At 73.3% G+C, this 15275-nt stretch carries 12 protein-coding genes; 8 read left to right on the top strand and 4 right to left on the bottom strand.

Annotated elements, in window-relative coordinates:
- The first annotated feature begins 44 nt into the window (after positions 1-44).
- A complete protein-coding gene (locus tag ACZ6J5_RS06330) occupies positions 45-1490 on the top strand; it encodes an aminopeptidase (protein ID WP_469388197.1) in 1446 nt (481 codons plus the stop codon).
- Positions 1491-1635: 145 nt separating this feature from the next.
- Here the strand turns inward: ACZ6J5_RS06330 and ACZ6J5_RS06325 are convergent, their stop codons facing one another.
- Complete coding sequence (locus ACZ6J5_RS06325) at positions 1636-3480, bottom strand: glycoside hydrolase family 3 protein (protein WP_469388195.1); 1845 nt, start codon at positions 3478-3480, stop codon at positions 1636-1638.
- Between the two features lie 129 nt (positions 3481-3609).
- Positions 3610-4521 carry a LysR substrate-binding domain-containing protein gene (locus tag ACZ6J5_RS06320; RefSeq protein WP_469388193.1) on the bottom strand — a complete coding sequence of 304 codons (912 nt, stop codon included), beginning with the start codon at positions 4519-4521 and terminating at the stop codon, positions 3610-3612.
- Positions 4522-4612: 91 nt separating this feature from the next.
- Here ACZ6J5_RS06320 and ACZ6J5_RS06315 point away from each other — a divergent pair, with 91 nt between their 5' ends.
- Both ACZ6J5_RS06315 and ACZ6J5_RS06310 read left to right on the top strand, forming a co-directional pair.
- The gene (locus tag ACZ6J5_RS06315) at positions 4613-5599 is read left to right on the top strand and encodes an EamA family transporter (RefSeq protein ID WP_469388665.1); all 987 of its coding nucleotides are present in this window, start codon (positions 4613-4615) and stop codon (positions 5597-5599) included.
- Positions 5596-6159 carry an AAA family ATPase gene (locus ACZ6J5_RS06310; protein WP_469388190.1) on the top strand — a complete coding sequence of 188 codons (564 nt, stop codon included), beginning with the start codon at positions 5596-5598 and terminating at the stop codon, positions 6157-6159. The genes ACZ6J5_RS06315 and ACZ6J5_RS06310 overlap by 4 nt, the downstream gene beginning before the upstream one ends.
- A gap of 166 nt (positions 6160-6325) precedes the next feature.
- On the opposite strand, the gene ACZ6J5_RS06305 is transcribed toward ACZ6J5_RS06310, so the two are convergent.
- Entirely contained in the window at positions 6326-7372 is a 1047-nt protein-coding gene (locus ACZ6J5_RS06305; protein ID WP_469388188.1) for a LacI family DNA-binding transcriptional regulator, read from the bottom strand.
- A gap of 179 nt (positions 7373-7551) precedes the next feature.
- On the opposite strand from ACZ6J5_RS06305, the gene ACZ6J5_RS06300 reads away from it, so the two are divergent.
- The 3 genes from ACZ6J5_RS06300 to ACZ6J5_RS06290 are packed head-to-tail and all read left to right on the top strand — an operon-like array spanning position 7552 to position 10609.
- Positions 7552-8682: a Gfo/Idh/MocA family protein gene (locus ACZ6J5_RS06300; RefSeq protein WP_469388664.1), complete on the top strand. Its 1131-nt coding sequence runs from the start codon at positions 7552-7554 to the stop codon at positions 8680-8682.
- Complete coding sequence (locus ACZ6J5_RS06295; protein WP_469388185.1) at positions 8679-9809, top strand: dihydrodipicolinate synthase family protein; 1131 nt, start codon at positions 8679-8681, stop codon at positions 9807-9809. The genes ACZ6J5_RS06300 and ACZ6J5_RS06295 overlap by 4 nt, the downstream gene beginning before the upstream one ends.
- Before the next feature lie 26 nt (positions 9810-9835).
- Entirely contained in the window at positions 9836-10609 is a 774-nt protein-coding gene (locus tag ACZ6J5_RS06290) for a sugar phosphate isomerase/epimerase family protein (RefSeq protein WP_469388662.1), read from the top strand.
- 55 nt (positions 10610-10664) lie between these two features.
- On the opposite strand, the gene ACZ6J5_RS06285 is transcribed toward ACZ6J5_RS06290, so the two are convergent.
- On the bottom strand, positions 10665-11144 hold the full coding sequence (locus tag ACZ6J5_RS06285; protein ID WP_469388183.1) for a DUF937 domain-containing protein: 480 nt from the start codon (positions 11142-11144) through the stop codon (positions 10665-10667).
- Positions 11145-11270: 126 nt separating this feature from the next.
- Here ACZ6J5_RS06285 and recD2 point away from each other — a divergent pair, with 126 nt between their 5' ends.
- Together recD2 and ACZ6J5_RS06275 are read left to right on the top strand one after the other, a co-directional pair.
- Complete coding sequence (gene recD2 / locus ACZ6J5_RS06280) at positions 11271-13484, top strand: SF1B family DNA helicase RecD2 (protein ID WP_469388180.1); 2214 nt, start codon at positions 11271-11273, stop codon at positions 13482-13484.
- Between the two features lie 179 nt (positions 13485-13663).
- Positions 13664-14953: a citrate synthase gene (locus ACZ6J5_RS06275; protein ID WP_469388178.1), complete on the top strand. Its 1290-nt coding sequence runs from the start codon at positions 13664-13666 to the stop codon at positions 14951-14953.
- The last annotated feature ends 322 nt before the right edge of the window (positions 14954-15275 follow it).

The raw sequence follows: 15275 nt of genomic DNA, 5'->3' as shown, positions 1-15275 counted from the left end.
CCCGGCTAGGTTCACGACACCGTTGTGAACCAAGGGGAGGGTGAATGCGTAAGTCGCTCAGATGGCTGGTGTCGCTTTCGGTGCTCATAGGCACCGTCGGATCCACGGGCGTGGCCACCGCCGCGGACACGGAGACCGGCAGCACCGCCGTCGCCGACGCGCAGAGCACGGACATCAAGGACCGCCTGCTGGCGATCCCCGGGATGAGCCTGATCGAAGAGAAGCCGTACGCCGGCTACCGCTACTTCGTCCTGAACTACGAGCAGCCGGTCGACCACCGCCGCCCCTGGGCCGGCACCTTCCAGCAGCGGATCTCGGTCCTGCACAAGGACACGGACCGCCCCACCGTCTTCCGCACCAGCGGCTACGGGCTGAGCACCACCCCCAGCCGGGCCGAGCCGACCCGGATCGTCGACGGCAACCAGATCTCCATGGAGTACCGCTTCTTCACGCCGTCCCGGCCGCAGCCCGCCGACTGGTCGAAGCTGGACATCTGGCAGGCCGCCAGCGACCAGCACCGCATCTTCACCGCGCTGAAGCCGCTCTACGGCAAGAAGTGGCTCTCCACCGGCGCCTCCAAGGGCGGCATGACGGCCACCTACTACGAGCGCTTCTACCCGCGCGACATGGACGGCGTCGTCGCCTACGTGGCCCCCAACGACGTGGTGGAGAAGGAGGACTCGGCCTACGACCGGTTCTTCGAGAACGTCGGCACGAAGGACTGCCGCGACCGCCTGAACGCCATGCAGCGCGAGGCGCTGGTGCGCCGCGCCCCGCTGGAGAAGAAGTACGCGGACTGGGCGAAGACCGAGGGCGTCACCTTCAACACCATCGGCTCGGTCGACAAGGCGTACGAGGCCGTCGTCCTCGACTTCGTGTGGGGCTTCTGGCAGTACTACGGCCAGGACGTCTGCGACCAGATCCCGGACGCGAAGACCGCGACCGACGACGTCGTCTACGACACGATCGACGCCTACTCCGGCTGGTCCGCCTACACCGACCAGGGCCTGGAGGGGTACACGCCGTACTACTACCAGGCGGCGACCGAGCTCGGCTCGCCCTCCATCAAGCAGCCGCACCTGCGCGGTCTGACCCGCTACGGCTACCAGCCCGCGCGCAACTTCGTGCCGCGCGAGATCCCGATGAAGTTCAAGCCGTGGGTCATGCGGGACGTGGACCAGTGGGTCCGCAAGAACGCGAACCAGATGCTGTTCGTCTACGGCGGCAACGACCCGTGGGGCTCGGAGCCCTTCCACCTCGGCAAGGGCGCCCGCGACAGCTACGTGTACTACGCGCCGGGCGCCAACCACGGCGCCAACGTGGCCGGTCTGGTCGAGGCCGAGAAGGCCAAGGCCACCGCCCGCATCCTCGCCTGGGCCGGGGTCGACGCCCCGGCGGTCGCCGCGGCCAAGCCGCTGGCCCGCTTCGACGCCCGCATCGACCGGGCCGTCGACGAGGACGCGACCCGCGAGCACGGCCTGCGCCCGTAAGCCCATAGGCCCGTAGGCCCGTAGGCCCGTACGCGCCGTGAGCCGGCACCCCGCCCGAACGGGGGGTGCCGGCTCACGCCGTTGCTCAGCGGCTGTCAGCGGCTGTCAGCGGCTGTCAGCGACTGCCGGCGGCTCTCGGTGGCTCTCAGTGGTACGAGAGGCCGTAGCCGACCGGGTACAGCACCCGCTCCGGGTCCGCCGCGCTGCGCACCGCCACCGGCAGCCGGCCGCGCGGCCTCGCCCGGCCCGCGATCACCCGGACGGCGGCGCGCAGTTCGACGTCGGTCCAGGAGTACGCGGCGAGCGTGGCGCGCTGCCCGGCGGTGCGGGCCACGTCGTACGGGTTGCGCAGCGCGACCGTCACCACCGGCACCCCGGTCGCGACGAGCCGTGCCAGCAGGGTGAGCTGGCTGCTCGTCGCGCTCAGGTTGTACGTGCCGACGACGATGACGTCCTGTCCGGCCGAGGCGGCCACCGCCTGCTCGATCAGGGCCGGGGTCGGGGTGATCCCGGTGGACAGCGCCCGCGCGGTGTGGCCGAGTTCGGTGAACGCGGCGGCGAGGACGCCGGTGGGCGGCCCGGTGGTCCCGGACGGCGAGGCCGGGTCGGCGCCGACGACCAGCACCCGGGGGTGGGTGCGGCGGTTCAGCGGGAGGAAGCCCTCCTCGTTGACCAGCAGCGTCGTGGTGCGCTCGGCGATCCGGTCGGCGCGGGCCAGATGGGCCCGGGTGCCGACTGTGCGGTCCACCCCCGCGGAGCTGACGTACGGCTCCTCGAAGAGGCCGAGGCGCCGCTTCAGCCGCAGGATGCGGAGGATCGATTCGTCGAGCCGCGCCTCGGTCAGCTCGCCGCCCTCGACGGCCTTGAGGACCGCGTGCCACGCCACGGACAGGTCCGGCGGGTTGAGGAGCTGGTCGGCGCCCGCCTTGAGGGCGAGGACCGGGACCCGGTCGTCGCCGTACTTGGTGCGCACCCCCTCCATGCCGAGCGAGTCGGTGACCACCACGCCGTCGAAGCCGAGGCGCTCGCGCAGGATGCCGGTGAGGATCGGCCGGGAGAGGGTGGCCGGGTCGCCGCTGGGGTCGAGCGCGGGGACGACGATGTGCGCCGTCATGATCGACTCGATGCCGGCCCGGATCGCCGCCCGGAACGGCGGCGCGTCCACGGCCGCCCACTCCTCGGCGGTGTGGGTGATGACGGGCAGCCCGTTGTGGCTGTCGACGGCCGTGTCGCCGTGGCCGGGGAAGTGCTTGGCGGTGGCCGCGATGCCGGCCCGCTGGTAGCCCTTGACCTGGGCGGCGACCAGCGTGGCGACGGCCTCGGGGTCGGCGCCGAAGGAGCGGACGCCGATGACCGGGTTGGCCGGGTTGACGTTGACGTCGGCGACCGGCGCGTAGTCCTGCCGGATGCCGAGCGCGGCCAGTTCGGCGCCCGCGATCCGGCCGGCGGCGCGGGCGTCCTCCGCGGAGCCGCCGGCGCCGAGCGCCATGGCGCCGGGCAGCAGGGTGGCGGGCCTGCCGACCCGGGCGACGATCCCGTGCTCCTGGTCGGTGGAGACGAGCAGCGGGATCGGGGTGTCCTGGGCGAGGGCGGCCCGCTGGAGGCCGTTGGAGAGCCCGGCGATCTGGTGCGGGTCGCGGGTGTTGTGCGCCCAGGCGAAGTAGATGATGCCGCCGACGTGGTAGCGCTCGACGAGCTCGGCGCCGGTGCGGACGCCGATCTCCTTGAGGTTGGCGTCGATGTCGGCCTGGTCGGGGTCGGTGGCGGAGTGCCCGTACACCCGCATGACGAAGAGCTGGCCGACCTTCTCCGCGAGGGACATCCGGGCGATCAGCTCCCGGAGGCGGCGGTCGCCTCGGTCCCGCTCCTCGGCGGGGGCGGGGGCGGCGTGGGCCGAGGGGGCGGTCACGCCGGTGACGGCGGCGACGGCGGCCGCCGCCGTCACCGTGAGCAGGGTGCGACGGGACGGGGTGGGGGCGCGGTGGTGCAACTGTTGCTCCTTCCGGCCGTGCTGGGTGGGAGGAAGAGTGAAGGAAACTTCCAAGGAGCCACGGATAGCCGGAAAGTAACTGCCAGGTCAAGGACCCGCGCAAGAAACGCGTGGGGCGGACGGGGCCGCTCAGGCGGCGGAGACCACCTGGGGCCACAGCTCCTGGAGGGTGCGGACGGTCTCGGTGATCGCGGGCCGGCGCGCCGCCCCCGTCCGCCACAGCGCCCGCAGCCGCCGGGTCGGCACCGGGTCCAGCCGCACCGGGGCCACCTCCGGCGGCAGCGGGCCGCGGCCCAGGCGCGGGACGAGCGCGACCCCGAGCCCGGCGGCCACCAAGGCGACCTGGGTGTGGTTCTCCTCCGCCTGATGGGCGATCAGCGGCTCGCGGCCGGTCGCCCGCAGGGTCCGCATCAGCCAGTCGTGGCACACCGTCCCCGGCGGCTGGGTGATCCAGCGCTCCCCGGCCAGCTCCTCGCGCCGCACCGCGTCCCGCGCGGCCAGCGGGTGCCCGCGCGGCACGAGGACGTCGCAGCGGTCGTCGCCGATCACCTCCTGCTCCACACCGGGCGGTACGGGGAGCGGGGCGATGTCCCAGTCGTGCGCGACGGCCAGGTCGATCACGCCCCGGGCGACCAGGTCCACGGACAGGTGCGGGTCCACCTCCGACAGGCGGGCGTCCAGCTCCGGGTGACGGCGGGCCAGATCGGCGAGCGCGCGGGGCATCAGACCGCGCGCCGCGCTCGCGAAGCAGCCGATGGTGAGCCGCCCGGCGGGCAGCCCCCGGCGCTCCTCCAGGCGCACCTCGGCCGCCTCCACCAGCGACATCAACTGCTGGGCCGTGTCGGCGAGCTGGCGGGCGTCGTCGGTGAGCCGGACGCCCCGCCCGCTGCGTTCGAGCAGGGTGGTACGGGTCTCCCGCTCCAGCTTGGCGATCTGCTGCGAGACGGCCGAGGGGGTGTAGCCGAGGGCGGTGGCGGCGGCGCCGACACTGCCGTGGACGGAGACGGCGTGCAGGGCGCGCAGACGTCCGAGGTCGAGCATGGCCCCGGCTCCTCTCGTTAGCTGTGCTTCATCCAACCATGAAGGAATCCGTGCTGGTGCTACATGGTTCGGCCGGGTGATCCTCATCGGTATGCGCCCCGCCCACTTCGCCCTCGCCGCCCTGGTCGCCGCCGTCTGGGGAGTCAACTTCGTCGTCATCGAGATCGGCCTCGACCACTTCCCACCGCTGCTCTTCTCCGCCCTCCGCTTCCTCGTCGCCGCCCTCCCCGCGGTCTTCTTCGTCGGGCGTCCCAAGGTGGCCTGGAAGTGGATCGTGGGCGTCGGACTCGCCCTCGGCGTCGCCAAGTTCGGCCTGCTCTTCACCGGCATGAGCCTCGGCGCCCCGGCCGGCCTGTCCTCCCTGGTCCTCCAGGTCCAGGCCGTCTTCACCGCCCTGTTCGCCTTCCTCGCGCTCGGCGAACGGCCCGGCCGGATCAAGCTGCTGGGCATGGGCGTCGCCCTGGCGGGCATCGCCGTCGCCGCCGTCGACGAGGGCGCCTCGGGCGCCTCCTTCACCGGCTTCGCCCTGATCGTCGCCGCCGCCGTGTGCTGGGGCGTCTCCAACGTCCTCACCCGCAAGGCCGCCCCGCCCGACGCCCTCAACTTCATGGTCTGGGTCAGCACCGTCCCGGTCCTGCCGCTGCTCGCCCTCTCCCTCCTCCTCGAAGGTCCCGAACGGGACCTCGCGGCCCTGCGCGGGCTCGACTGGACCGGCGCCGGGGTCATCGTCTACGTCGCCTGGATCACCACCGTCTTCGGCTTCGGCGCCTGGGGCTGGCTGCTGCGCCGCCACCCGGCCTCCTCGGTGGCCCCCTTCTCCCTGCTGGTCCCGGTCTTCGGGATGACCTCGGCCGCCCTCTTCCTCGGCGAGGGCGTCAGCCCGCCGCGCTGGTGCGCCGCCGCGCTCCTGGTGGGCGGCGTGGCCCTGGCCTCGGTGAACCTGCGCGGGCGCCCGGCCCGGGAAACCGCTGGCGCGGCGGCCCCCGAGCCCCGTACCGTTCCCGCGCCGGCGTCCGTGTCGGCGCCCGTATCCGCAGTGGCGCCCGCGTCCGTATCCGTACCGGAAGAGCGTGTATGACCTTCGAGAACGTCACCGTCGACAGTCCCGTCCCCGCCCCCGGCGCCGTCCTCCTCGTCGGCATCCCGGGCAGCGGCAAGAGCACCGTCGCGGCGGCCCTCGCGGCCCGGCTGCCGCGCGCCGCGCGCATCGAGGTCGACCACCTCCAGGAGCTGATCGTCCGGGGCGGCCACTGGCCCACCCCGGACGGCGACCCCGAGGCGGACCGGCAGATCCTGCTGCGCGCCCGCAACGCCTGCCTCCTGGCGGACAGTTTCACCGCCGCCGGCTTCGTCCCCGTCCTGGACGACGTGGTCGTACGCCGCTCCCACCTCGACTTCTACCGCGCCCACCGCACGGCGGGCCCGCTCCACGTGGTGGTCCTGGCCCCCGGCCCGGAGAAGGCCTGGGAACGCAACAACGCCCGCCACAAGAAGCTCACGACCAACTGGGCCTTCCTCGACGAGGCCATGCGCGAGGAGCTGACCGGCGAGGGCGTCTGGATCGACAACGCCCATCAGACGGTGGAGGAGACCGTCGCGGCGGTCCTGGCGGCGACGGGGCTGACGGCGGGGGAGTAGGGCCTCGGCCCTCGGCGCGGGGGAAGCCGTCGGTCTTCGCGACGATCTCCCCCGGGGGCGACGATGGCGAGGCCGGGGGCGTGGCCGAAGAGGCCGGAGGGGAAGTCGATCATGATCGTCGCCATGTCGTCCTCCAAGTGCCGTCCGTCACCGCGATAGCGGCCCGCTACCCCCGGGGCCGTGCCGTCGAGCCGCGGACCACCAGCTCGGCCGGGACCGGCGGCAGGCCGTCCGGCGGCGTGTCCTCCGCGCCCACCGCCAGGCGCCCCGCGCGCAGGCCCGCCTCGTGCAGGGGGAGCCGTACGGTGGTGAGGGCGGGGACCGCGTCCACCGCGAACGGCAGGTCGTCGAAGCCTGCCACGGAGACGTCGTCCGGGACGCTCAGGCCCCGCTCCCGCAGCGCCGCGCACACGCCCAGGGCGACCGTGTCGTTCGCGGCGACGACGGCGGTCAGCGCCGGGTCGCGGCGCAGCAGCTCGGCGGTCGCCTCGTAGCCCGACGGGCGGTCGTAGCGGCCGTACACGGCCGGCCCCTCGGGCACCCCCGCCGCCGCCAGCGCCGCCCGGTGCCCCTCCAGGCGGTGCCGGGTCGTCGTCCGGTCGGCCGGCCCCGCCACGTAGCCGATCCGCCGGTGTCCCAGCGCCAGCAGGTGCTCGGTGAGCAGCCGCCCGCCGGTCCGGTTGTCGAAGGCGAGCGTCGTCGCCGTCGTGTCCCCGGGCACCGGCGGCCGGCCGCACAGCACCACCCGGGTGCCCGCGTCCGCGAGCCGCGCCAGCTTGGCCGCCGTCGCCGCCAGGTGCTCCGGGTCCTCCAGGGTGCCGCCGGTGAGGATCACGGCGGCGGCCCGCTGCCGCTGGAGCAGGGTCAGATAGGTCAGCTCGCGCTCGGGCGAGCCGCCGGTGTTGCAGACCACGGCCAGTTTCTCGCCGCCGCCGCGCCCCGTGCCGTGCTCGCCGATCGCGCTCTGCGCCGCCCCGGCGAGGATCCCGAAGAAGGGGTCGGCGATGTCGTTGACCAGGATCCCGACCAGGTCGGAGGTGGCGGCGGCGAGCGAGCTCGCGGGCCCGTTGGGGACGTAGTCCAGCTCCTCGACCGCGCGCAGCACCCGCTCCCGGGTGGCGGCGGCGACCGGGTAGTTGCCGTTGAGGACGCGCGAGACGGTCGCCGGGGAGACGCCCGCGCGGTCGGCCACGTCCGCCAGGGTGACGGTCATCGCGTACGTACCTCCAGGGCCTTGTCGGCGGTGATGTCGGCAGGCTAGCGTCACCGCCTGTAGAAAGCGCTTTCTATCCGTGCCGGCCGTGCGGAGAGGGGAAGCGCGGGACAGTCGTGCCGGTGAGCAGGGGAGAGGGCAGCACCGTGACATCCACCCGCAGAACCATCCGTATCGCCATGAACGGCGTCACCGGCCGCATGGGCACCCGCCAGCACCTCGTGCGCTCGATCCTCGCCCTGCGCGAACAGGGCGGCCTCGACCTCGGCGACGGGCGCGTCCTGTGGCCCGAACCGGTCCTCGTCGGCCGCCGCGAGCCCGCCCTGCGCGCCCTCGCCGAGCGGTACGGCCTCACCGACTGGTCCACCGACCTCGACGCGGTCCTCGCCGACGACACCGTCGAGGTCTACTTCGACGCCCAGGTCACCTCCGCCCGCCCCGGCGCGCTCCGCGCGGCCATCGCCGCCGGCAAGCACGTCTACACCGAGAAGCCCACCGCCGGGAGCCTCGCCGAGGCCCTGGAGCTCGCCCGGCTCGCCGAAGCCGCCGGCATCCGCCACGGCGTCGTCCAGGACAAGCTCTTCCTCCCCGGGCTGCGCAAGCTCAAGCGCCTGGTCGACGGCGGGTTCTTCGGCGAGATCCTGTCCGTACGGGGCGAGTTCGGCTACTGGGTCTTCGAGGGCGACTGGCAGGAGGCCCAGCGCCCGAGCTGGAACTACCGCGCGGAGGACGGCGGCGGCATCGTCCTGGACATGTTCCCGCACTGGGAGTACGTGCTCCACGAGCTCTTCGGCCGGGTCACCACCGTCACCGCGCAGGTCGCCACCCACGTGCCGCGCCGCTGGGACGAGCGGGGGAAGCCGTACGGGGCGACCGCCGACGACGCCGCGTACGGCATCTTCGGGCTGGCGGGCGGCGCCGTCGCCCAGATCAACTCCTCCTGGGCGGTCCGCGTCCACCGCGACGAACTCGTCGAGTTCCAGGTCGACGGCACCCACGGCTCCGCCGTCGCCGGACTGCGCGGCTGCCGCGTCCAGCACCGCTCGGCCACCCCCAAGCCGGTCTGGAACCCCGACCTCCCGCTCGGCGCCGGGGATTCCTTCCGCTCGCAGTGGAACGAAGTCCCGGACAACGCCGAGTTCGACAACGGCTTCAAGACCCAGTGGGAGCTCTTCCTGCGCCACGTCGTCCTCGGCGAGCCCTACCACTGGGACCTCCTCGCGGGCGCCCGGGGCGTCCAGCTCGCCGAACTGGGCCTCCGCTCCGCCGCCGAGGGCCGCCGCCTGGACGTCCCGGAGGTGACGCTGTGACCGGGGACCCCGGAACACGCCGTACGGCTCCGGGGGCCGTCCCCGCCTCCCGTACCGTCCCCGCCTCCCGTACCGTCTTCGCCGCCGCCCACGTCGTCGTCGACCCGCGCGCCGACACCACCCCCGACGGCCCCGCCGCCGTCGACTGGGACGCCACCCTCGCCTTCCGGCGGCACCTCTGGGCACACGGACTCGGCGTCGCCGAGGCGATGGACACCGCGCAGCGCGGCATGGGGCTCGACTGGACGGGCGCCGCCGAGCTCATCCGCCGCTCCGCCGCCGAGGCCAGGGCCGTCGGCGGCCGGATCGTCTGCGGGGCGGGCACCGACCAGCTCACCGGCCCCGCCGGACTCCCGGCGGTCGCCGCCGCGTACGAGGAACAGCTCGCCCTCGTCGAGGACACCGGCTCCCGGGCCGTCCTCATGGCCTCCCGCGCGCTCGCCGCCGCCGCGGCCCGCGCGGAGGACTACGCCGAGATCTACGGGCGCCTGATCCGCCAGGCGCGCGAGCCGGTCATCCTGCACTGGCTCGGCCCGATGTTCGACCCCGCACTCACCGGCTACTGGGGCTCCGCCGACCTCGACACCGCGACCGAGACCCTCCTGGAGATCGTCGCCGCCCACCCCGGCAAGGTCGACGGCGTCAAGGTCTCCCTCCTCGACGCGGGCCGCGAGGTCGCGCTGCGCCGCCGCCTGCCCGAGGGCGTCCGCTGCTACACCGGCGACGACTTCCACTACCCCGAGCTCGTCGCGGGCGACGCGCACGGCTTCAGCGACGCCCTGCTCGGCGTGTTCGACCCGCTCGCCCCACGGGCCGCCGAGGCGCTGCGGCTGCTCGACGCGGGCGACCCCGAGGGCTTCCGCGCCGTCCTCGACCCGACGGTCCCGCTCGCCCGCCACCTCTTCGAGGCCCCGACCCGCCACTACAAGACCGGCGTCGTCCTCCTCGCCTGGCTGGCCGGCCACCAGGACCACTTCACGATGGCCGGCGGCCTCCAGTCCGCCCGCTCCCTGCCGCACCTCGTCCGCGCCCACGAACTCGCCGCCGGAATCGGCCTGTTCCCCGACCCGGAGCTCGCCGCCGCCCGGATGCGCTCCCTGCTCGCCGTGTACGGGGCCGCCCGGTGAACCGCGACCGCCTCTCCCTCAACCAGATGACCGTCAAGCAGCTCCCGCTGCCCGAACTCGTCGCCCACTGCGCCCGCCTCGGCGTCCCCGGCGTCGGCCTGTGGCGCGAGCCGGTGCGGGCCTACGGGACCGGGGCGGCCGCCGCCCTCGTACGGGACGCGGGGCTCACCGTCACCAGCCTGTGCCGGGGCGGCTTCTTCGCGGCCGACGACTGGGAGGCGGACAACCGCGCGGCGGTCGACGAGGCGGCGGCGCTCGGCACCGACACCCTCGTCCTCGTCTCGGGCGGGCTCCCCGAGGGCGGCCGCGACCTGCCCGGGGCCCGCGCGCGCGTCGCCGACGCGATCGGCGCCCTCGTCCCGTACGCGGCGGAGCGGGGCGTCCGGCTGGCGATCGAGCCGCTGCACCCGATGTTCGCCGCCGACCGCTGCGTCGTCTCCACCCTGGACCAGGCCCTGGAGATCGCCGAGCGCTTCCCCGCCGCGCACGTCGGCGTCGTCGTGGACACGTACCACCTGTGGTGGGACGACCGGGCCCCGGCGGCCGTGGCCCGCGCGGGCGCGGCGGGCCGCGTCCACGCGTTCCAGCTCGCCGACTGGACCACCCCGCTCCCGGCCGGAGTCCTGAACGGCCGGGGCCAGTTGGGCACGGGCGCGATCGACCTGGCGGGCTGGGCGGTCCTGCTGGAGCGGGCCGGGTACGCGGGCCCGGTGGAGGTCGAACTCTTCAACGAGGCCCTGTGGGCGCGGGACGGGGCGGAGGTCCTGGAGGAGACGGTGCGGGCGTTCGAGGAGGTGTGAGGGGGTGGCGGGGCGGGGTGAGGGGGCAGGGGGCCGGGGGGCAGGGGCAGGGGCCCTACTTCGTGGCCCCGCCGCTCCCGCTCCCGCCTCCGCCCAGCAGATCCCCGAGCCCGCCGCCCTTGCGGGTGGCCGCGCGCTTGGTGAGGACGGCGAGGACCACCGGAACGAGGAGTTCGACGGCCCGGTTGACGGTCGGGGCGGGGATGCCGGTCTTCTTGGCGACCGCGTTGGCGGCCGGCTTGGCCAGCTTCGCGAGGACCCCGGCCATCAGCCCGCCGCCGACCAGCCCACCGAACGCGGCGACGCCCTGGAGCGGCGGTTCGGCCGTGGAGACCTCGGTGACGGCGGCGCGGACCTCGTCGGCGCTGGCCGGCTCGGCGGCGGCCGAACGCAGCTCGCCGGAGAGCTCCGTGACCGAACTGCCCACGAGCTCCCGGGCCCCGCCGGAGTCCGTGCCGAGCAGCCCGGCGATCTCCTGGAGCCGGTCGTCGCCGAGCTCGCTCAGGACCTCGTCCTGGAATGATTCGTCACTCATGCCGGAAACGCTACGGTTCCTCGCCCGGCCCGGCATCCCGGAGTTGTCCACAGGGGGAGGGCCGGGCCCGACGCCGGTTGTCCACAGGCCCGGCGGGTTGTCGGAGCTCTTCGCTACCGTCGGGGCATGTCCAGTCTGGCAGTGCTCGAAGGGGTCCTGGAGCGGATCACCTACGCCAACGAGGAGAGCGGCTACACGGTCGCCCGCGTCGACACCGGCCGCGGCTCCGCCGACCTGCTCACGGTCGTCGGGGCGCTGCTCGGCGCCCAGCCGGGGGAGTCGCTGCGGATGGAGGGCCGCTGGGGCTCGCATCCGCAGTACGGGCGCCAGTTCACCGTGGAGAACTACACGACGGTGCTGCCCGCCACCATCCAGGGCATCCGCCGCTATCTCGGCTCGGGACTGGTCAAGGGCATCGGCCCGGTCTTCGCCGACCGGATCACGACCCACTTCGGCCTGGACACGCTCCGGATCCTGGAGGAGGAGCCGAAGCGCCTGGTCGAGGTCCCGGGGCTGGGCCCGAAGCGGACGGGGAACATCGCGGCGGCGTGGGAGGAGCAGCGGGCCATCAAGGAGGTGATGGTCTTCCTCCAGGGGGTGGGGGTCTCGACCTCCATCGCGGTGCGGATCTACAAGAAGTACGGCGACGCCTCGATCTCCGTCGTGCGCAACCAGCCCTACCGCCTCGCCGCCGACGTCTGGGGCATCGGCTTCCTGACCGCCGACCGGATCGCCCAGGCGGTCGGCATCCCGCACGACAGCCCCGACCGGGTCCGCGCCGGGCTGCAGTACGCGCTGTCGCAGTCCACCGACCAGGGCCACTGCTATCTGCCCCAGGAGCGGCTGATCGCGGACGCGGTGAAGCTGCTCCAGGTGGACACGGGGCTGGTCATCGAGTGCCTGGCGGAGCTCGCCGAGGACCCGGAGGGGGTCGTGCGCGAGTCGGTGCCGGGGCCGGAGGGGCTGCCGGTGACGGGCGTGTTCCTGGTCCCGTTCCACCGGGCGGAGCTCTCCCTGGCCGGGCAGCTCCGGCGGCTGCTGGGGGCGCCGGAGGACCGGCTGCCGGCCTTCCGGGACGTGGCCTGGGACAAGGCCCTGGCCTGGCTGGCGGACCGCACGGGGGCGTCGCTGGCGCCCGAGCAGGAGCAGGCCGTGCGGCTGGCTCTGACCCGGAAGGTCGCGGTGCTCACGGGCGGCCCGGGCTGCGGCAAGTCGTTCACGGTCCGCTCGATCGTGGAGCTGGCCCGCGCCAAGCGGGCCAAGGTGGTGCTGGCCGCGCCGACGGGCCGGGCGGCCAAGCGGCTGGCCGAGCTGACCGGCGCCGAGGCGTCCACGGTCCACCGCCTCCTGGAGCTGAAGCCCGGCGGCGACGCGGCCTACGACCGGGACCGGCCGCTCGACGCGGACCTGGTGGTGGTCGACGAGGCGTCGATGCTCGACCTGCTGCTGGCGAACAAGCTGGTCAAGGCGGTGGCACCGGGTGCCCATCTGCTCCTCGTCGGCGACGTGGACCAGCTGCCCTCGGTCGGCGCGGGCGAGGTGCTGGGCGACCTGCTGGCCCCGGGCAGCCCGGTCCCGGCGGTCCGGCTGACCCGGATCTTCCGGCAGGCCCAGGAGTCGGGGGTGGTCACCAACGCGCACCGGATCAACGAGGGCCTGCCGCCCGTCACGACCGGCCTGCCGGACTTCTTCCTCTTCGCCGAGGAGGAGACGGAGGACGCCGCCCGGGTCACGGTGGAGGTCGCGGCCCGAAGGATTCCCGCCAAGTTCGGACTGGACCCGCGCCGGGACGTCCAGGTCCTGGCCCCCATGCACCGGGGCCCGGCCGGCGCCGGCTCGCTCAACGGGCTGCTCCAGCAGGCCATCACCCCGGGCCGCCCGGAGCTGGCCGAGAAGCGCTTCGGCGGCCGGGTCTTCCGGGTCGGCGACAAGGTCACCCAGATCCGCAACAACTACGAGAAGGGCGCCAACGGCGTCTTCAACGGCACCGTCGGCGTCGTGACCGCCCTCGACCCGGACGAGCAGCGGCTCCTCGTGCGCACCGACGAGGACGAGGAGGTCCCGTACGACTTCGACGAGCTGGACGAGCTGGCCCACGCCTACGCGGTGACCATCCACCGCTCCCAGGGCAGCGAGTACCCGGCGGTGGTGATCCCGGTCACCACGAGCGCCTGGACCATGCTCCAGCGCAACCTCCTCTACACGGCCGTCACCCGCGCCCGGAAACTGGTCGTCCTCGTCGGCTCCCGCCGCGCCCTGGCCCAGGCGGTCCGCACGGTTTCGGCCGGACGCCGCTTTACCGCACTGGCACATCGGCTCACAGGGGGCACTCTGGTGTGAAAGATCACGGAGGACTTCCGGAACCGGGGCGAAGGGGGCAGGATGAGCAGGTTGGCGGCACTGAGTGCCGCCGATTGGCCCAATGGTCGACCCCGAGTGCACTCTCCTGAGCCAAATGGGGGATGGTAGAGACAGTCAGGGCACCTCGAAGAAGAGGCACTACGTCGGTGAGGGATGACGTGAGCGACAACTCTGTAGTACTGCGGTACGCGGACGGTGAATACACCTACCCGGTGGTCGAGAGCACCGTCGGCGACAAGGGCTTCGACATCGGGAAGCTCCGAGCCCAGACCGGTCTGGTCACCCTGGACAGCGGATACGGCAACACCGCCGCCTATAAATCCGCCATCACCTACCTCGACGGTGAGCAGGGCATTCTGCGGTACCGCGGCTACCCCATCGAGCAGCTGGCGGAGCAGTCCACCTTCCTTGAGGTGGCCTCGCTGCTGATCAACGGTGAGCTTCCGAAGGCCGACGAGCTCGCGGCCTTCCAGAACGAGATCACCCAGCACACGCTGCTGCACGAGGACGTCAAGCGCTTCTTCCAGGGCTTCCCCCGGGACGCGCACCCGATGGCGATGCTGTCCTCCGTGGTCTCCGCGCTGTCCACCTTCTACCAGGACAGCCACAACCCGTTCGACGAGAAGCAGCGTCACCTCTCCACGATCCGGCTGCTCGCGAAGCTGCCGACGATCGCCGCGTACGCGTACAAGAAGTCGATCGGCCACCCCTTCGTCTACCCGCGCAACGACCTCGGGTACGTCGAGAACTTCCTGCGCATGACCTTCTCGGTGCCGGCGCAGGAGTACGAGCTCGACCCGGTCGTCGTCTCGGCGCTGGACAAGCTGCTCATCCTGCACGCGGACCACGAGCAGAACTGTTCGACCTCCACGGTCCGCCTGGTCGGCTCCTCGCAGGCGAACATGTTCGCCTCGATCTCCGCCGGCATCTCCGCCCTGTGGGGCCCGCTGCACGGCGGCGCCAACCAGTCGGTGCTGGAGATGCTGGAGGGCATCAAGGCCAACGGCGGCGACGTCGACTCCTTCATCCGCAAGGTGAAGAACAAGGAGGACGGCGTCCGCCTGATGGGCTTCGGCCACCGGGTGTACAAGTCCTTCGACCCGCGCGCCAAGATCATCAAGGCCGCCGCGCACGACGTCCTCTCCGCCCTCGGCAAGTCCGACGAGCTGCTGGACATCGCGCTCAAGCTGGAGGAGCACGCGCTCTCCGACGAGTACTTCGTCTCGCGCAACCTCTACCCGAACGTGGACTTCTACACGGGCCTCATCTACCGCGCGATGGGCTTCCCGACGGAGATGTTCACCGTGCTGTTCGCCCTCGGCCGCCTCCCGGGCTGGATCGCCCAGTGGCACGAGATGATCAAGGAGCCGGGTTCCCGCATCGGCCGCCCGCGCCAGATCTACACCGGCGTCGTCGAGCGCGACTTCGTCCCGGTCGCGTCCCGCTGACCCGAGGGCCCCTGTGCGCCTGACCGCGGGCCCCGCCACGGCGGGTCCCGCACCCGCGCGGTGCCCCGCGCTCCCGAGTGAGCGGAAAGCGCCCCGCCGTCGATCCCCCCACGGGTCGGCGGTCGGGGCGCTTCCCATTTCCCGGAGCGGATTCCCCCCACGGGATCCGGGCCGGGCGTCTGCTCGCGCGGTCTGCCGGGGTACGTACGGGAGGGCCGCTCAAAGCTCCCCGTGCACGTGCCCCGGCCGCGCTTGCCTGGGACGTCCCCCAAGACATCCCGTGAACGTCCCCCAAGACGTTCTCGGCATCGCCCACTTAGAC

Source organism: Streptomyces sp. NPDC042100 (assembly GCF_055582325.1).
The sequence above is the reverse complement of the archived record's forward strand: the minus strand, read 5'-3'. Positions and strand labels throughout refer to the sequence as shown.

Bases quoted from the DNA above. Each gene is read 5' to 3' on its own strand.
- ACZ6J5_RS06330 (WP_469388197.1), top strand. From the start codon at position 45: ATGCGTAAGTCGCTCAGATGGCTGGTGTCGCTTTCGGTGCTCATAGGC.
- ACZ6J5_RS06320 (WP_469388193.1), bottom strand. From the start codon at position 4,521: ATGCTCGACCTCGGACGTCTGCGCGCCCTGCACGCCGTCTCCGTCCAC.
- ACZ6J5_RS06315 (WP_469388665.1), top strand. From the start codon at position 4,613: ATGCGCCCCGCCCACTTCGCCCTCGCCGCCCTGGTCGCCGCCGTCTGG.
- ACZ6J5_RS06310 (WP_469388190.1), top strand. From the start codon at position 5,596: ATGACCTTCGAGAACGTCACCGTCGACAGTCCCGTCCCCGCCCCCGGC.
- ACZ6J5_RS06305 (WP_469388188.1), bottom strand. From the start codon at position 7,372: ATGACCGTCACCCTGGCGGACGTGGCCGACCGCGCGGGCGTCTCCCCG.
- ACZ6J5_RS06300 (WP_469388664.1), top strand. From the start codon at position 7,552: ATGAACGGCGTCACCGGCCGCATGGGCACCCGCCAGCACCTCGTGCGC.
- ACZ6J5_RS06290 (WP_469388662.1), top strand. From the start codon at position 9,836: ATGACCGTCAAGCAGCTCCCGCTGCCCGAACTCGTCGCCCACTGCGCC.
- ACZ6J5_RS06285 (WP_469388183.1), bottom strand. From the start codon at position 11,144: ATGAGTGACGAATCATTCCAGGACGAGGTCCTGAGCGAGCTCGGCGAC.
- recD2 (WP_469388180.1), top strand. From the start codon at position 11,271: ATGTCCAGTCTGGCAGTGCTCGAAGGGGTCCTGGAGCGGATCACCTAC.